The following is a 14,307-nucleotide window of genomic DNA, read 5'->3' as shown; positions in this document are numbered from 1 at the left end:
AGCGGACTTACCTCCTCCGGATCCCGGCGGCGGCGCCCGCCGCGTTCTCCTCGGCGGGGCGCTGCCGCTCGAGTGTGCGCGCCTCGGGATGGATCTCGTCGAGCGTCGTCCCGTCGAACAGTCGCCCGTCCTTCATCACATAGTGGATGTCGACCGTGCTGCGCAGGTCGTCGAGCGGGTTGGTGTTCAGGATCACGAGGTCGGCGAACTTGCCCTCCTCGATACTCCCGAGCTGCTTTCCGAACCCGATCGCTTCGGCGCCCAGGATCGTCGCGGCCCTGAGGATGTCGTAGTTCGACGCGCCCCCGGAGCCCATCGCCCACATCTCCCAGTGGTATCCCACGCCCTGGATCTGCCCGTGGCTGCCCACTCCCATGCGGGCATCACCCTCGAGCATCTTCTTCACGAACTCGCCGTGGCGCGGGAAGACGTACTCCTCTTCCAGGAACCAGCCGGCCTGTCCGGGGCTCCCGCCCGCGCCGGGTCCGCGTCGCCTCGCCCTCGCGTCGATATTCGCCTTGGGCACGAACGTCGCGAGCTTCTCGTCACCCAGTACGTCTTCATGGGCGTAGAAGTAGTTCTCGCCGAAGGGGCCGCCGTACGAGACGAGCAACGTCGGACTGTTCGTCGTCTGTGAGGTCTTGAAGAGTTCCACCACATCCGAATAGATAGGCGCGATGGGCAGGTTGTGTTCGATGCCGGGATATCCGTCGATCGCGTGGGTGATGTCGAGCTTGAAGTCGAGTCCGCCCTCGGTCGTCGGCATGAGTTCGAGGTCGCGCGCCGCCTGAATGATCCACTGACGCTGCTGGCGGTTCCCCGTCATGTACATCTTCAGCGTCTTGGTATCGAAGTACTCCGCGTAGCGCCGCAGAATCGTCCTGGCGTGGTCCGCGTCGCGGATGTTCTCGCCCGCGAACACCCCGGGGCCCGTCGAATAGATGCGGGGTCCGGTCATGCCGCCCGTCCGCACCCGGTCGGTGTAGCTGAGGATGTCGGTGGAAGCCGTCTGTGGATCACGCGTCGTCGTGACCCCGTAGGAGAGGGTCGCGAGGTACTGCCACACCTCCTCCGGATGGACTTCGGGAACGAGCCACTGCGCGTGATAGTGGGTGTCGATGTAGCCCGGCACGAGCGTCTTTCCGCTGACGTCGATCACCGTGGCACTGTCCGGGACCTCGACCGAGTCGGCGGGCCCCACCGCGACAATCCGGTTGTCCGTCACGAGCACGACGCCGTTCTCGATCACGCGCGGTTCACGCACGCGGGGGCTGTCGTCGGGTGCGTCCGTACTGTCGCTGGGCGCACCCGTGGTGTCGGCGGGCACCCCGGTGGTGTCAGGGGCGGCGCCGGTGGTATCAGCGGGCGCGTCGGGCACATAGGTCATCGTGATGATCCGTCCGCCCCGCAGCGCGACCGTGCCGCGAGGGATGTCTCGCGGAAGCTGGGCCTCGATCCTGCGTTCGACGGCCTCGTACGTGTCCGTCGTGTCGGCCAGGACCGCGTCGTCGCCCGCGCGTACCGCGTTGGATTTCTCTGCGACCTCCTCCGCCGCCCGCCGGATCGAGTCCGCGCGCGCGAGCAGAGAGTCCGCAACGACCATCACGGAATCCGCCGCGAGCCGGTTGATCTCGGCCTCCAGCTCCTCCGGGAGATCCTCGTCGGCCTTCTCGAGGCTGTCCGCCTCGGCCCGCTTCTCCTCGAGCGTGTCCGTGATCGCCATCGCCTTCGCGCGGAGGAGTGCCCGCGCGTGCGCCGTTTCTTCCTCCTCCGCTTCCTCGGCCTCGATATGGTCGAGGTCGTAGCTGAAGAGGACGTTCCCCATGGCCCAGTGCAGGGCGCCGCCATCGGGCGCCCACGAGGGGAACTCGCCGCCGACATCCGTGAGCTTCCGGACGGGCACCGGGGCGTCGTCCAGCCGGAACAGCGTGATCTCGGGGGGCTGGGTCCCCACCTCGGCCAGATCCACGACGAAGAGATCCCGGCCGAACTGCACGAAGGCCCGGTCTCCCTCCGGAGAGAGCATCACCAGTCCCGCGGGGGCCGGTCCGCCCGGCTCCGCCGGGGGATCGGGATCCGTCGGGTCGGGCCCCTGCCGCCACGGGAAGACGCGCCGGGGGAGGAACTCCCACTCGTTGGGGTGGGGGTCGCCGATCCCGGCGATCCCCTGGCGTCCGCGCACGATCAGGTGGCGCTTCACGTCGGTGCCGTCCCAGCGGAAGGACACCAGGCCCTCGATCGGGCTGTAGGCGTAGATGCGGTCGGGATCGTCCGCGGCGAAGTGCGGCACGTCGCGGAGCCCGGTGGGCGAAATCACCTCCGCGTCCGCCGGCGCCGTGCCGGCCGACGGCACCCAGACGAACTCACCGCCGATGGGGCCGAAGAAGGCGCCGGACGCTTCCTTGAGCTGACGAGCGGCTCCGCGCGAAGCGACGATGCGCTGGCCATCCGGCGACCACGCCACGTTGTAGTAAAGGGCCGTCGTGGCCGTCAGCTGGACAGGTTCACCGCCGGCCGCCGGCACCTTCATGATGTGGCCGCCCTCGGTGTCGTCCCACGTGGTGTAGGCGATCCACCGGCCGTCCGGCGACCACTGGGGATGGAACTCACCCGCGTCGCCATCGGTCAGCCGGCGCGCCTCACCCTCGGGCAGGTCGCGGACCCAGAGGCGGTCGAAGGCGGTGAAGACCACCTGGCCGTTGCCGGGCGCGACGACGGGGCTGCGGATCTGGCTCGCCGTGACCATCGCAATGGTGTCGATCTGATACTCGAACTTCACCTCCGGACCGACGCTGAGTTCGACCTCGGCCTCGAACGGAATCTCGGCGGCCTCGCCCCCGTCCATGGGGACCTTCCAGATCCTGCCGCCGTACGAGGCGATGATCGCCGAACCGTCCGGGAGGAAGGCATAGCCGGGCAACAGGTCGAGCGGCGCCCGCGACTCCTGCTCGTCTCGCTGCACGGGGTAGGCGAGCCACGTCTCCTCGCCCGTCTCGAGGTCGCGCTTTCGGAGTCCCGTGTCCGCGTTGTAGCGCGTCCCGTACACCAGCCAGCGGCCATCGGGCGAGATCGCCGGACGGAACGCCGACCCGTACCGGTTCGTCATCGTCGTGGTGGCCCCCAGCTCGCGATCGTACCGATAGAGCTGGTAGCGGGGCAGGGCCGCGTTGTACTGCCAGTCGCCGAAGCCGCCCGCGTACCAGATGTAGCGGCCATCCGGGCTGAACGCCGCCCCGATCCGCTTGAGGAAGATGGATCCCGGCAGCGACAGCGGAGAGCCGCGCTCGGCGTGGTACATGGCGAGCTGCGCGACCCCGCCCAGCCCGCTCGCGCGGCTGGCCACGATGAACTCCCCGTCCGGGGCCCACTCCGGCGACAGGAAGAGGCTCGGCCCGCCCCCGGCCACCCGCGTCGTGTCCGTCCGGTCGAGACGCATGGTCCACAGCGCGTCGCCCCCGTTGCGGTCGGAGATGAAGGCCACCGTCTCGCCGTCCGGGCTGAAGCGGGGCTGCGTCTCGTAGGCCATGCCGGTCAGGAGCGGCGAAGCCTCCCCGCCCTCGATCGGCATGGTGTAGAGGTCGCCCAGGAGATCGAACACGATCATCGTCCCGTCGGGACTGACATCGAGCGAGATCCAGGTGCCCTCCGTGGCCGTGAAACTGGCCGTGCGGGCACCCCTCAGGGGGAGTGGGTCGGGCCTTCCGGGGCCGCCGGGGCCGACCGTCATCTGGGCCGCAGCCTCCGCCGCGGCCACCGGAGCGATCAGCGCGCCCAGCGCCGCCGCCGCCGCGGTCCTCGTCAGCCTCGCCCGCCGCCTCATCGGTCACCTCCCCCGAGCCCCGCACGCACGGTATTCACAATGGGCGCCGTGTTCCTCCAGGGTTCGTCCGGCGCGGGTCTTTGCCGGGGCCACAGCTCGTCGAGCGTATCGCCGTCGTAGAGTCGCCCGTTCATCATCACCTTGTCGATGGTGTTCGTGTTTCGGATGTCTTCGAGGGGATCGGCGTCGAGGATCACGAGATCCGCGAGCTTGCCGGCCTCGATGGAACCCAGGTCGCCGCTGAGGCCGATCGCGTCCGCCCCCATGAGCGTCGCGGCGCGCAGCGCGTCGTGCTCGTCCATGCCGCCGCTCTGCAGCGCCCACAGCTCCCAGTGGTAGCCGAGGCCCTGCAACTGTCCGTGGCTGCCGACGCCGGTGTTGCCGCCGTTCTCGACGAGCTGTGCCAGCCACGCCGAGTGCTTCGGGAACGCGTATTCCTCCTCGGCGAACCAGCCGCCCGGTCCCGGCCCCGTGGTCTGCAGGCGCCGGGCCTTGAAGTCGAGCTCCCGCTTCGGCGTGAAGTGGGTCAGCTTCTCGTCGCCGAAGACGTCCTCGTGCGTGTAGAAGTAGTTCTCCCCCCACGGTCCCCCGTACGAGACCAGAAGCGTGGGGGAGTTCACGGTGCCCGAGGTCGTGAACAGCTCCACAACGTCCTGATAGGCCGGAACGATCGGCATCGAGTGCTCGATCCCCGGATAGCCGTCCATGGCGTGCGTCATATTCAGGCGATATTCCAGGCCACCCTCCGTCGTGGGCATGAGCCCGAGTTCGCGCGCCGCCATGATCAGCCACTGACGCTGCCGCCGGTTGCCCGACATGTACATCTTGAACGTCTTCGTGTCGTAGTACTGGCTGTACTTGCGCAGTACATCGAGCGCGTGCTCGTAGCTGCGGATGAAGTCGAACTGGAACACACCGGGGCCGGTGTGATAGACGCGCGGCCCGGCCATTCTTCCCGCCCGCACCATGTCCTCGTAGGAGAGGACGTCCGTGGTGGCCGTCTGCGGATCGCGCGTCGTCGTGACCCCGTAGGCCAGGTTCGCCTGGTAGATCCAGGGGCGCGCCCAGTGGAAGTCCCACAGGTTCCACATGTGCGAGTGCGTGTCCACGAACCCGGGCACGACCGTCTTGCCGCTGATGTCGATGACCTGCGCGCCCTCGGGCACCGCCCCCGGCCCCGAGGTGACCGAGGCGATGCGGTTGTCGGTGACCACGATGTCGGCGTTGTCGATGATCTCGTCGCCGTTCATGGTGATCGCCCGTCCGCCGCGCAGGACGACGGTGCCCCGCGGGATATCGCGTTCCGCCGAGACCTCGATCCGCTGCTCCGCCGGCGCGTAGGCCGTGTCGCCGGCCGCGGCGTCGAGGTCGTAGGAGAAGAGGGCGTTGCCCAGCGACCAGTGGACCGTCCGTCCGTCCGCGCCCCACACGGGGAACTCGGCCCCGAGTTCGTTGAGCTTCCACACGGGCACGCCCGCCGAGTCCGGCTTGGCGACATCGATTCTCGGCAGCGTGGCGCCAAGGTCCGGCACCGTGACCGCGTACAGGTCATCGCCCACGTGCGCCAGCGCGAGGTCACCCTGCGGCGCCATGACGACCGACCCGGCGCCGAGCCGGATGATGAGTTCGCGGGGCTGGTCGTCGTCGAACGTCCGCGGCATCGGGAGGTCCGACTGCGGGGAGCGCTCGTACCCCGGCGGGACGCCGCCCGCGTCGAGGTTGGCCCGGGCGGTGACCTGCAGGTGGCGCCGCCTGTCGGTGTCGTCCCAGCGGGCGGAGGAGAGAGCGGTCGTTACGGTGGGCGGGTTCGGCGAACCCGGCACGGCGTCGGCCCGCGCCGTTCCGTAGTAGTAGATGCGGTCCGGGTCCGACGTGAAGTGCGGCTGCCTGCGTCCGCCCGTCGGCCCGATCCTGGTCAGCTCCCCTCCACTCGCCGGAACCCAGACCAACTCGGAGTCCAGGCCGAATCCGATGAAGGGATCGATGGCCTCCTGCACGTTCCGTCGCGACGAGCGGATCGCCACGATGCGCCCGCCGTCGGGGGACCAGGCGAGCTGCTGGTAGTAGGCGGGGGTCCGGGTGAGGTTCGTGCTCGAGCCCCCGTCTGCGGACACGCGCCGGATGTGGCCTTCGCCCGTGTCGTCATCCCACGTCACGTACGCCACGGAGCGTCCGTCGGGAGACCACACCGGGTGATACTCCCCCACCTCGTCCTCCGTGAGGCGGCGGGGCTCCCCGTCGGGCAGGTCGGCGACATATAGCCGGTCCAGCGCGGTGAAGGCGATCCGCGGTCCGTCGGGCGACGGCCGCGTGTTCCGGATCTGTTTCACGACGAAGGTCGGCGTGTCCTCGATCGGATACTCGAAATCCACCTCGGGGCCGACGGCGACCTCCGCCTCGACCGTGAACGGAATCGCGGTCGCCTCGCCGCCGTCGATCGGGACGCGCCAGATCCCGCCCCCGTACGAGATGACGAGCGCCTCGGAGTCCGGCGTGAAGGAATAGCCCGGCAGCACGTCCATCGAGGCCGTCGACTCCTGGTCGTCGCGCTGCACCGGGTAGGCGAGCCAGCGTTCCTCTCCCGAATCCAGTTCGCGGAGCCGGATTCCCGTGTCGGCGTCCTCGCGCGTGGCGTAGGCGAGCAGCTCGCCGTCGGGTGAGAGCGCGGGGCGGAACGCGGAGCCGTAGCGGCTCGTCATCGGTGTGCGCGTCCCGGTTCGGCGGTCGTAGACCCAGAGCTGGTACTGCGGGAAGATCGCGTTGTACTGCCAGGTGCCGAAGCGCTCCGCGTACCAGATGTAGCGTCCCTCGGCGTCCACCGCGGCGCCCAGCATGCGCTGACCCCCGCCTCCACCCACCATCTCGAGGCCGGTCCCGCCGTCCATGTGATAGAGCCAGAGCTTCTCCAGACCGAAGAAGGCCCGCGAGCGCGAGACGACGACGTACTTGCCGTCGGGCATCCACTCCGGCGACAGGAAGACGCTCCCGATCCCCTTGCTGAGCTGGGTCGGCTCGCCCCCCTCCGCGTCGATGAGCCACACGTTCTCGTCGCCGCTCCGGTCCGAGACGTACACGATCCGCGACCCGTCCGGGCTGAAGCGCGGCTGCATGTCGTGCGGCAGACCGCTCGTGAGCCGCGTCGCCTCGCCTCCGGTGATGGGCATCCGATAGAGGTCGCCCAGGAGGTCGAAGACGATCGTCTGACCGTCGGGACTCACGTCGAGGGAGATCCAGGTCCCCTCGCTCGTGGTGAAGCGCGCCCAGCGGGCCGGTTCCAGGGGAAGGCCCCGGTCGGGATCCTTCTTCTCCTCTTCCTGGCCCTGCGCCGGGAGCGCGGACAGGGGGATGAGCAGGAGCAGAGCGGCTGCCCAGGGGCGACGAGGGAAGGAGAACATACGGCGACTCCGTTCCGGAGGTTGCGGTTTGAACCCCGAATAGTAGTGTCGGCTGGCACTCGCGACCAACAAAAGAGGAACGATCCTTGGGCAACCATCGGGACATCGCGCTGATCTCCGTTTCCATCGACCTCGGCGCCGGCCGGCGGGGCGTGGACATGGGCCCCTCCGCGCTGCGTATCGCGGGAATCAGCCGGGAGATCGAGGCCATGGGCCACTCCGTCACCGAGCTCGGCACGCTGACGGCCGGAGGACTCGAAACGACCGCGGCGGGCGAGAGCGAACTGCGTTTTCTGGATGAGGTCGCCCATGTCGCCGAGGGCACGCACGCCCTCGTGGGCCAGGGTCTGGATCGGGGCTGCACCCCGCTCGTGCTCGGCGGGGATCACTCGCTTTCGATCGGATCGGTCGCGGCCGTAGCGGACCACTATCGGCCGCAGGAGGCGTCCATCGGCGTCATCTGGGTCGACGCCCACGCCGACATGAACCGGCCCCACACGTCGCCCAGCGGCAACATCCACGGGATGTCCCTCGCGGTGCTGCTGGGGCACGGGGAGTCGCGGCTCACCCGCGGGATGGCCAGCGTCCGCCCCCGGAACGTGAGCGTCCTGGGCGCGCGGTCCCTGGACGCCGGCGAGAAGCGCCTGATCCGCGAACTCGGCATCCGCGTGTTCACGATGTCCGAGATCGACGAACGCGGCGCGGCGCCGTGCATGGACGAGGCGCTGGAGCGCGCCAACGCGGGGACCGCCGGGTTCCACCTCTCGTTCGACCTCGACGCGCTCGATCCGCGCATCGCTCCCGGCGTGGGCACGCCCGTGCGCGGGGGGCTGACCTACCGGGAAGGGCACCTCGTGTGCGAGAAGGCGTCGCGCTCCGGGCGGCTCGTCAGCCTGGAACTCGTCGAACTCAACCCGGTCCTCGACGACCGCAACCAGACCGCCCAGCTCGGCGTGGGTCTCGTCGCCTCCGCTCTCGGCGCCACGATTCTGTAGGAGACCCCGCCGACTTGCGGCCCGGCGCCGGCCCGACGGATTCTTTCGGTCGCCGCGGTCCCCGCGGGAACCACGATCGAGGGGGTCACATGCATGACACGATTGCACGGTTGCTCCTCGCGACCGCCACGGCCGCCGGGCTGGCCGGGTCCGCGCCGGCCCGATCGGCAGACGCGCAGCAACCCACTGCGGCGGAGCTGGCCGACCTTCGCCACGGCGTCCCCAACGGCGCGTGGCGCTCGACCTACGCCGCCCCCGGGCATCCGCCGACCCTGATCCGGGGCGCGACGCTGATGACCGCGGCCGGCGAGGAATACGTCGGCAGCATCCTGTTCGAAGACGGGGTCATCGTACAGATCGGCCGCGACGTCGAGGCGCCGGCGGATGCGGTGATCCTCGACGGAGCCGGGCGCTTCGTGACGCCGGGTCTCATCGACTCGCACTCTCACCTCGGCGTGTCGGCGACGCCCGAGGTTCCGACGAGCTTCGACAACAACGAGACCGGCATGACCACGCCCGGCGTCTGGATCGAACATTCGATCTGGCCGCAGGGTCCCGGGTTCGTGCGCGTCCTCGCGGGCGGGACGACGACGCTGCAACTGTTGCCCGGCTCCGGCGACCTCATCGAAGGGCGCGGGGTGACGGTCAAGCCCGTGCCCGCCCGCACGCCCCAGGAGATGCTGTTCCCCGACGCGCCCCGCACGGTCAAACTGGCCTGCGGCGAGAATCCGAAGCGCGGCGACGAGTTCCCCACCACGAAGATGGGCAACGTCTTCGGCTACCGTGAGGCGTTCATCGCCGGGGCGAAGTACCGCGACGAGTGGGACGCGTGGCTGGCCGATCCCCGGGGTGGGCCGCCGGACCGCGACCTGGGCCTGGAGACGCTCGCCGAGGTGCTGAGGGGCAACATCCTCGTGCAGTGGCACTGCTACACGGCGGACGAGATGGCCACCAACCTCCAGGTGGCACGCGAGTTCGGCTTCCAGGTGCGGTCATTCCACCACGCGGTCGAGGCCTACAAGATCCGCGATCTCCTGGCCGAGAGCGGGACCTCCGCCTCCATGTGGTCGGAGAACTGGGGATTCAAGATGGAGGCGATCGACGGGATCCCGGAGAACGTCGCCCTCGTCTCCGCTTCGGGCGCCCGCGCGATCGTTCATTCCGACGACGACATGCGCGCGCAGTACATGAACCACGAGGCCGCCAAGTCGATGTGGGCGGGCCGGCGACGGGGGATGGACATTTCGCGCGACGAGGCGCTGCGCTGGGTCACGGCCAACCCCGCCTGGGCCCTCGGGATCGACGACCGTGTGGGGACGCTGGAGGTCGGGAAGCACGCCGACCTCGTGCTCTGGTCCGGCGACCCGTTCTCGGTCTACTCCGTTCCAGATCAGGTGTGGATCGACGGCGCGCGGCGCTGGGACCGGAAGGACTCCGACTACCAGCGGGTGAGCGACTTCGAACTCGGGCTGGTGAAGAAGGGAGGCGGCCGATGACCTCGACCCGGCGCGGGGCCTGCATTGCGCTCGGACTCTCGGCGCTCTTCGCGGGCGCGGCCGGCGTGGCCGGCGCCGCCGCCCAGACCATCGCGATCACCGGCGGGACCGTGCACCCCGTCGCGGGGCCGCCGATCGAGAACGGCGTCGTCCTCATGGAGGACGGCCGCATCGTCGCCGTCGGGCCGGCCGCGGAGGTGCCCGTCGGAGACGCGGCCATCGTCGATGCGACCGGCAAGGTGGTCACGCCGGGTCTCATCGAAGCCGGCACGCAGCTGGGCCTCGTCGAGGTGGGCGCCGTGGCGTCCACGCGGCACGGGAGTCTCGACCGGGGCGCGAACCGGAGTGCGTTCCGGGTCAGCGACGGGCTCGACCCGCGATCGATGCTGTTTGCGATCGCCCGGGCCGACGGCGTCACCGGCGCGATCACGTCGCCCACGGGCGGCGTCCTCTCCGGGCAGGGCGCGGCGCTCACGACCCTCGGCGCCACGCGCGCCGAGGTGCTGTTCCGCGATCCGGTGGCGCTCTACGCGTCGCTCGGCCCCGGCCCCGGGGCGGCCGCCGGGGGGAGCCGGGCCGGTGCGGTCATGGAGCTTCGCGAAGCGCTCGAGGACGCCCGGGACGAGGTGGACGACGTGGAGGAGGACGCAGGCGAGCCGGGCCAGGCGGCGGTCGCCGCGGTGCTCGCCGGCGAGATCCCCCTGATCGTACGGGCCAGCGGTGCGACCGACATCGAAATGGCGCTCGAAATCCAGGCCGAATACGGCTTTCGCATGGTCATCGACGGTGGGGAGGAGGCATGGCTGCTGGCGGAGCGCCTTGCCGCGGCCGGGGTGCCCGTGATGGTCCGGGCGCTCGCGAATCTGCCCACGCAGTTCGACCGGCTCTCCACCCGATACGAGAATCCGGGCCTGCTCTCGGCGGCCGGCGTCGACGTGATCCTCACCACGCAAAGCTCGCACCGCGTGGGTCAGGTCACGCACGAGGCCGGAAACGCGGTCCGGTACGGGATGGACTGGGACGATGCGCTGGAGGCCATCACTCTGGCGCCGGCCCGCGCGTTCGGGATCGACGACGCGGTCGGAAGTCTCGAGCCCGGCAAACGGGCCAACGTCGTGATCTGGTCCGACGACCCGCTCGACTTCGTCGGCTACGCCGAGACCGTCTTCATCGACGGCCGGCAGGTCGACACGACCTCGCGGCAGCTGCAACTCTTCGAGCGCTACCGTCGCATCGACCCATAGCAGGCCCAACATGAATGTCGGAGACACTCGATAATGGATCAGATCACCGCCCGCGTGCCCCCTGCGATGGTTGAAGCCCTGGATGCGGCGGCGGCCGCCTTGAGGCGAAGCCGGGCCGATGTCGTTCGCCACGCTCTGGAGCGATATCCGGAAGACTTCGATGATCTGACGGTCGCGCTGGAACGACTTCGCGATCCCAGCGATCCCGTCCTGGACTGGGATGAGGTCAGGGGTGACATACTCCGGGCAGTTCCCTGAAAGGAGGCCTCCGCGGCCTTCGGCGCGTCCGGGTCGGCGATTACCGGGTGGTGTACGAGGTGCTTGACGATGCGCTGGTGGTACTCGTCGTACGCGTCGCTCATCGAGGGACCGTCTACAGGCGGAGCTAGCAGCCGGTCCGCGGCAAGATCCTGCCCGTCTGGCCACCCCTTCGCGGATCTCCGATAATCCTGTCTTGCCGCCATGGCATGGACGCCGATGGTCCGGCGGCTGCGCGCTGAGCGCCCACCATTGCGCGGCTGCGGGCTGCGCGAAGCTGAAGGAGTGAAGGATGAAGACGAGACTTGGATGCGCCGCCCTCCTGGCGGCCCTCTTCGCCGGAGGGTTGGCTGCCGACGCCGAGGCCCAGACCCGGCGGCTGTCGCTCGACATCTACATGGACATGGAATCCGTCTCCGATCCCCGGATTTCGCCCGACGGGTCGCAGGTCGTGTACACGCTCGGCTGGGTGGACAGGATCAATGACCGGCGGGAGTCCTCCCTGCGGATCATGGACGCCGACGGGGGCCGCAAGCGGGCGCTCATCGACGGGGGCGGCGCGCGCTGGTCCCCCGACGGAACCCGCATCCTGTATACGGCGGCGGGGGAGCCCTCGGGGTCGCAGATCTTCGTGCGCTGGATGGACGACGAGGGCCTCACGAGCCAGATCACACGCCTCGAGAACGGGCCGTCGTCGCCCCGCTGGTCTCCGGACGGGAGGTGGATCGCGTTCACGAGCCGCGTGGACCACCGGGCGGACTTCGCGGGCGTGGACCTTCCCTCCCGTCCCGACGGGGCCACCTGGACGGAAGGCCCCAAGATCGTCGAGCGCGCCGGCTACAAGCGCGACCGCCAGGGCTACGTGGACACGGGCTGGACGCATGTGTTCATCGTGCCGGCAGATGGCGGCGCCGCCCGCCAGCTCACGGACGGAGACTGGAACCACGGGGGCATCGCCTGGAGCCCCGACGGGACCGAGATCTACTTCACGTCCTACCGCTCTCCCGACTGGGACCGTCCCTCGAACTGGCAGGAGTCGGAGATCTACGCCGTCTCCCTGGAGTCCGGCGAGATCCGGCGGCTCACGGACCGGCGCGGCCCCGACGCGGGACCCGTCCCCTCGCCCGACGGCCGTCTGATCGCCTACACCGCGGGGGACGAACACCGGGACACGTACCGGAACCAGAAGATCTACGTCATGAACCGCGACGGGTCCGGCTCGCGATTGATCTCGGGTGACTATGACCGCCAGTCCGGGGGTTTCCAGTGGGCGCCGGACGGGAGTGGTCTCTACTTCAACGTGAACCGGGAGGGGTATCGTCAACTCCACTTCGTTTCGGTGGACGGCGGGGTCACGCAACTGACGGAGGGGGCCCAACTGTTCTCGCTTTCCTCGTTCGCGGAGAACGGGACGGCGGTGGGCACGATTTCGACCGATCATCAGCCCGGCGACCTGTATCGGTTCTCTCTCTCGAACGCTCGCGACGCGGTCCGCCTCACGGAGGTCAACGCGGACGTGCTGCACGGCGTGACGCTCGGTGAGGTGGAGGAAGTCTGGTACGAGTCGACGGACGGCTTCGATATCCAGGGGTGGATCGTGAAGCCGCCCGACTTCGATCCGGAGCGCGAATATCCGCTGGTCCTCGCCATTCACGGCGGGCCGCACGGCATGTACAACGGCGGGTTCAACTTCGCCTTCCAGGAACACGCGTCGAACGACTATGTGGTCCTCTACACGAACCCCCGGGGGAGCACGGGCTACGGCACACGGTTCGCGAACGCGATCAACCACGACTATCCGGGCGCGGACTTCCCCGACCTCATGGGCGGCGTCGACGAGATGCTGCGGCGGGGCTACATCGACCGGGACAATCTCTTCGTCTATGGATGTTCGGGCGGCGGCATCCTCACCTCCTATATCGTCGGCAACACCGACCGCTTCCGCGCGGCGTCGGCCAACTGTCCGATCGTGAACTGGATGTCCGCCATGGGGACGTCGGACGCGATCGGCTATCTGCGCACGTTCGAGAAGCCGTTCTGGGAGGACGCGGCCGAGTGGATGGACCGGTCCTCGATCTTCTATGTGGAGAACGTGACGACGCCCACCATGCTGATGACGGGGGAGATGGACCTGCGGACGCCCATGGGCCAGACGGAGGAGTTCTATCAGGCGCTCCACTATGAGGGCGTGCCGACGGTCATGGTACGATTCCAGGGCGAATGGCACGGGACGAGCTCGAAGCCGTCCAACTTCCTGCGCACGCAGCTCTACCTCAGGAAGTGGTTCGAGAAGTGGGGGACGCACCGGGCGGCCGTGACGACGGAGGACGACGCTTCTTGACGTCCCGGATCGAAGGGGCGTTCAACGGGCGCAAAGCCTTCATCCCCTTTCTGTCCAGCGGGTTTCCGCGGCCGGCGGACACGCCTCGTCTACTCGAGCGGCTGGCGGCGGACGGCGCGGACATCATCGAACTCGGCATCCCGTTCAGCGATCCGCTCGCGGACGGGCCGACGATCCAGGCCGCGAGCTGGCGCGCGCTGGAGCAGGGGGTCACGGTCGAGTCCGCGCTCGACCAACTCGCCGAACTCTCGGTCGACCTGCCGCCGGTCGTCATCTTCTCCTACCTGAACCCGATCCTGCGCATGGGGGTGGAACGCTTCCTCGAGCGCGCGGAGGCCGCGGGTGCGGCGGGCCTGCTCGTCACCGACCTCCCCGTGGGGTCGCACCCGCCGCTCGAGCGTCGGATCGCTGCCGGCTCGCTCGATCTGATTCCCCTCGCGGCGCCGACGACGCCGCGGGCGCGGCTCGAGACGATCCTCGGCCACGCCTCGGGGTTCCTCTACTACATCTCCCGGCTCGGCGTGACGGGCGCGCGAAAGGCGCTGGATGCCGCGCTCGAAGACCAGGTCGGCAAGCTCCGGAGGATGGTGCAGCTGCCCGTGGCCGTGGGGTTCGGGATCTCGACGCCGGACCAGGCGGCTGCGGTCGCGGGCATGGCCGACGGGGTCGTCGTGGGATCCGCACTCATCGCGGCGCTCGGCCGCAGCGAAGCCGCGTTCGGGGAGCTGTCCGCTGCCCTTGCCGCCGCCGTGCACTGA

The 14,307-nt window shown here is 69.3% G+C and carries 9 protein-coding genes; 7 read left to right on the top strand and 2 right to left on the bottom strand.

Annotated elements, in window-relative coordinates; genetic code table 11:
• Nucleotides 1-7 precede the first annotated feature (7 nt).
• On the bottom strand, nt 8-3,820 hold the full coding sequence (locus ACN9M6_RS01025; RefSeq protein ID WP_419161054.1) for an amidohydrolase family protein: 3,813 nt from the start codon (nt 3,818-3,820) through the stop codon (nt 8-10).
• Complete coding sequence (locus ACN9M6_RS01020) at nt 3,817-7,215, bottom strand: amidohydrolase family protein (RefSeq protein ID WP_419161053.1); 3,399 nt, start codon at nt 7,213-7,215, stop codon at nt 3,817-3,819. Before ACN9M6_RS01020 ends, ACN9M6_RS01025 begins: the two co-directional genes overlap by 4 nt.
• Nucleotides 7,216-7,301: 86 nt before the next feature.
• Here ACN9M6_RS01020 and rocF point away from each other — a divergent pair, with 86 nt between their 5' ends.
• The 7 genes from rocF (at nt 7,302) to trpA (ending at nt 14,307) form a co-directional block, all read left to right on the top strand.
• Complete coding sequence (gene rocF / locus ACN9M6_RS01015; protein WP_419161052.1) at nt 7,302-8,210, top strand: arginase; 909 nt, start codon at nt 7,302-7,304, stop codon at nt 8,208-8,210.
• A gap of 89 nt (nt 8,211-8,299) precedes the next feature.
• Complete coding sequence (locus ACN9M6_RS01010) at nt 8,300-9,706, top strand: amidohydrolase family protein (RefSeq protein WP_419161051.1); 1,407 nt, start codon at nt 8,300-8,302, stop codon at nt 9,704-9,706.
• Nucleotides 9,703-10,950: an amidohydrolase family protein gene (locus tag ACN9M6_RS01005; RefSeq protein ID WP_419161050.1), complete on the top strand. Its 1,248-nt coding sequence runs from the start codon at nt 9,703-9,705 to the stop codon at nt 10,948-10,950. The genes ACN9M6_RS01010 and ACN9M6_RS01005 overlap by 4 nt, the downstream gene beginning before the upstream one ends.
• Before the next feature lie 33 nt (nt 10,951-10,983).
• Nucleotides 10,984-11,208, top strand: coding sequence for a ribbon-helix-helix protein, CopG family (locus tag ACN9M6_RS01000; protein ID WP_419161049.1), 225 nt, complete (start codon nt 10,984-10,986; stop codon nt 11,206-11,208).
• Nucleotides 11,205-11,339: a type II toxin-antitoxin system RelE family toxin gene (locus tag ACN9M6_RS00995; protein ID WP_419161577.1), complete on the top strand. Its 135-nt coding sequence runs from the start codon at nt 11,205-11,207 to the stop codon at nt 11,337-11,339. The genes ACN9M6_RS01000 and ACN9M6_RS00995 overlap by 4 nt, the downstream gene beginning before the upstream one ends.
• Nucleotides 11,340-11,500: 161 nt before the next feature.
• Entirely contained in the window at nt 11,501-13,549 is a 2,049-nt protein-coding gene (locus ACN9M6_RS00990) for a prolyl oligopeptidase family serine peptidase (protein ID WP_419161048.1), read from the top strand.
• Entirely contained in the window at nt 13,546-14,307 is a 762-nt protein-coding gene (trpA, locus tag ACN9M6_RS00985; protein ID WP_419161047.1) for a tryptophan synthase subunit alpha, read from the top strand. The genes ACN9M6_RS00990 and trpA overlap by 4 nt, the downstream gene beginning before the upstream one ends.

It is taken from the genome of Candidatus Palauibacter sp. (assembly GCF_965197445.1).
Classification (GTDB): Bacteria; Gemmatimonadota; Gemmatimonadetes; order Palauibacterales; family Palauibacteraceae; genus Palauibacter.
This window is presented reverse-complemented; position numbering and strand designations above follow the sequence as displayed.

Excerpts from the sequence above, each read along its gene's own strand:
- ACN9M6_RS01000 (WP_419161049.1), top strand. The coding sequence starts at position 10,984 with ATGGATCAGATCACCGCCCGCGTGCCCCCTGCGATGGTTGAAGCCCTG.
- ACN9M6_RS01005 (WP_419161050.1), top strand. The coding sequence starts at position 9,703 with ATGACCTCGACCCGGCGCGGGGCCTGCATTGCGCTCGGACTCTCGGCG.
- ACN9M6_RS01025 (WP_419161054.1), bottom strand. The coding sequence starts at position 3,820 with ATGAGGCGGCGGGCGAGGCTGACGAGGACCGCGGCGGCGGCGGCGCTG.
- ACN9M6_RS01010 (WP_419161051.1), top strand. The coding sequence starts at position 8,300 with ATGCATGACACGATTGCACGGTTGCTCCTCGCGACCGCCACGGCCGCC.
- ACN9M6_RS01020 (WP_419161053.1), bottom strand. The coding sequence starts at position 7,215 with ATGTTCTCCTTCCCTCGTCGCCCCTGGGCAGCCGCTCTGCTCCTGCTC.
- ACN9M6_RS00990 (WP_419161048.1), top strand. The coding sequence starts at position 11,501 with ATGAAGACGAGACTTGGATGCGCCGCCCTCCTGGCGGCCCTCTTCGCC.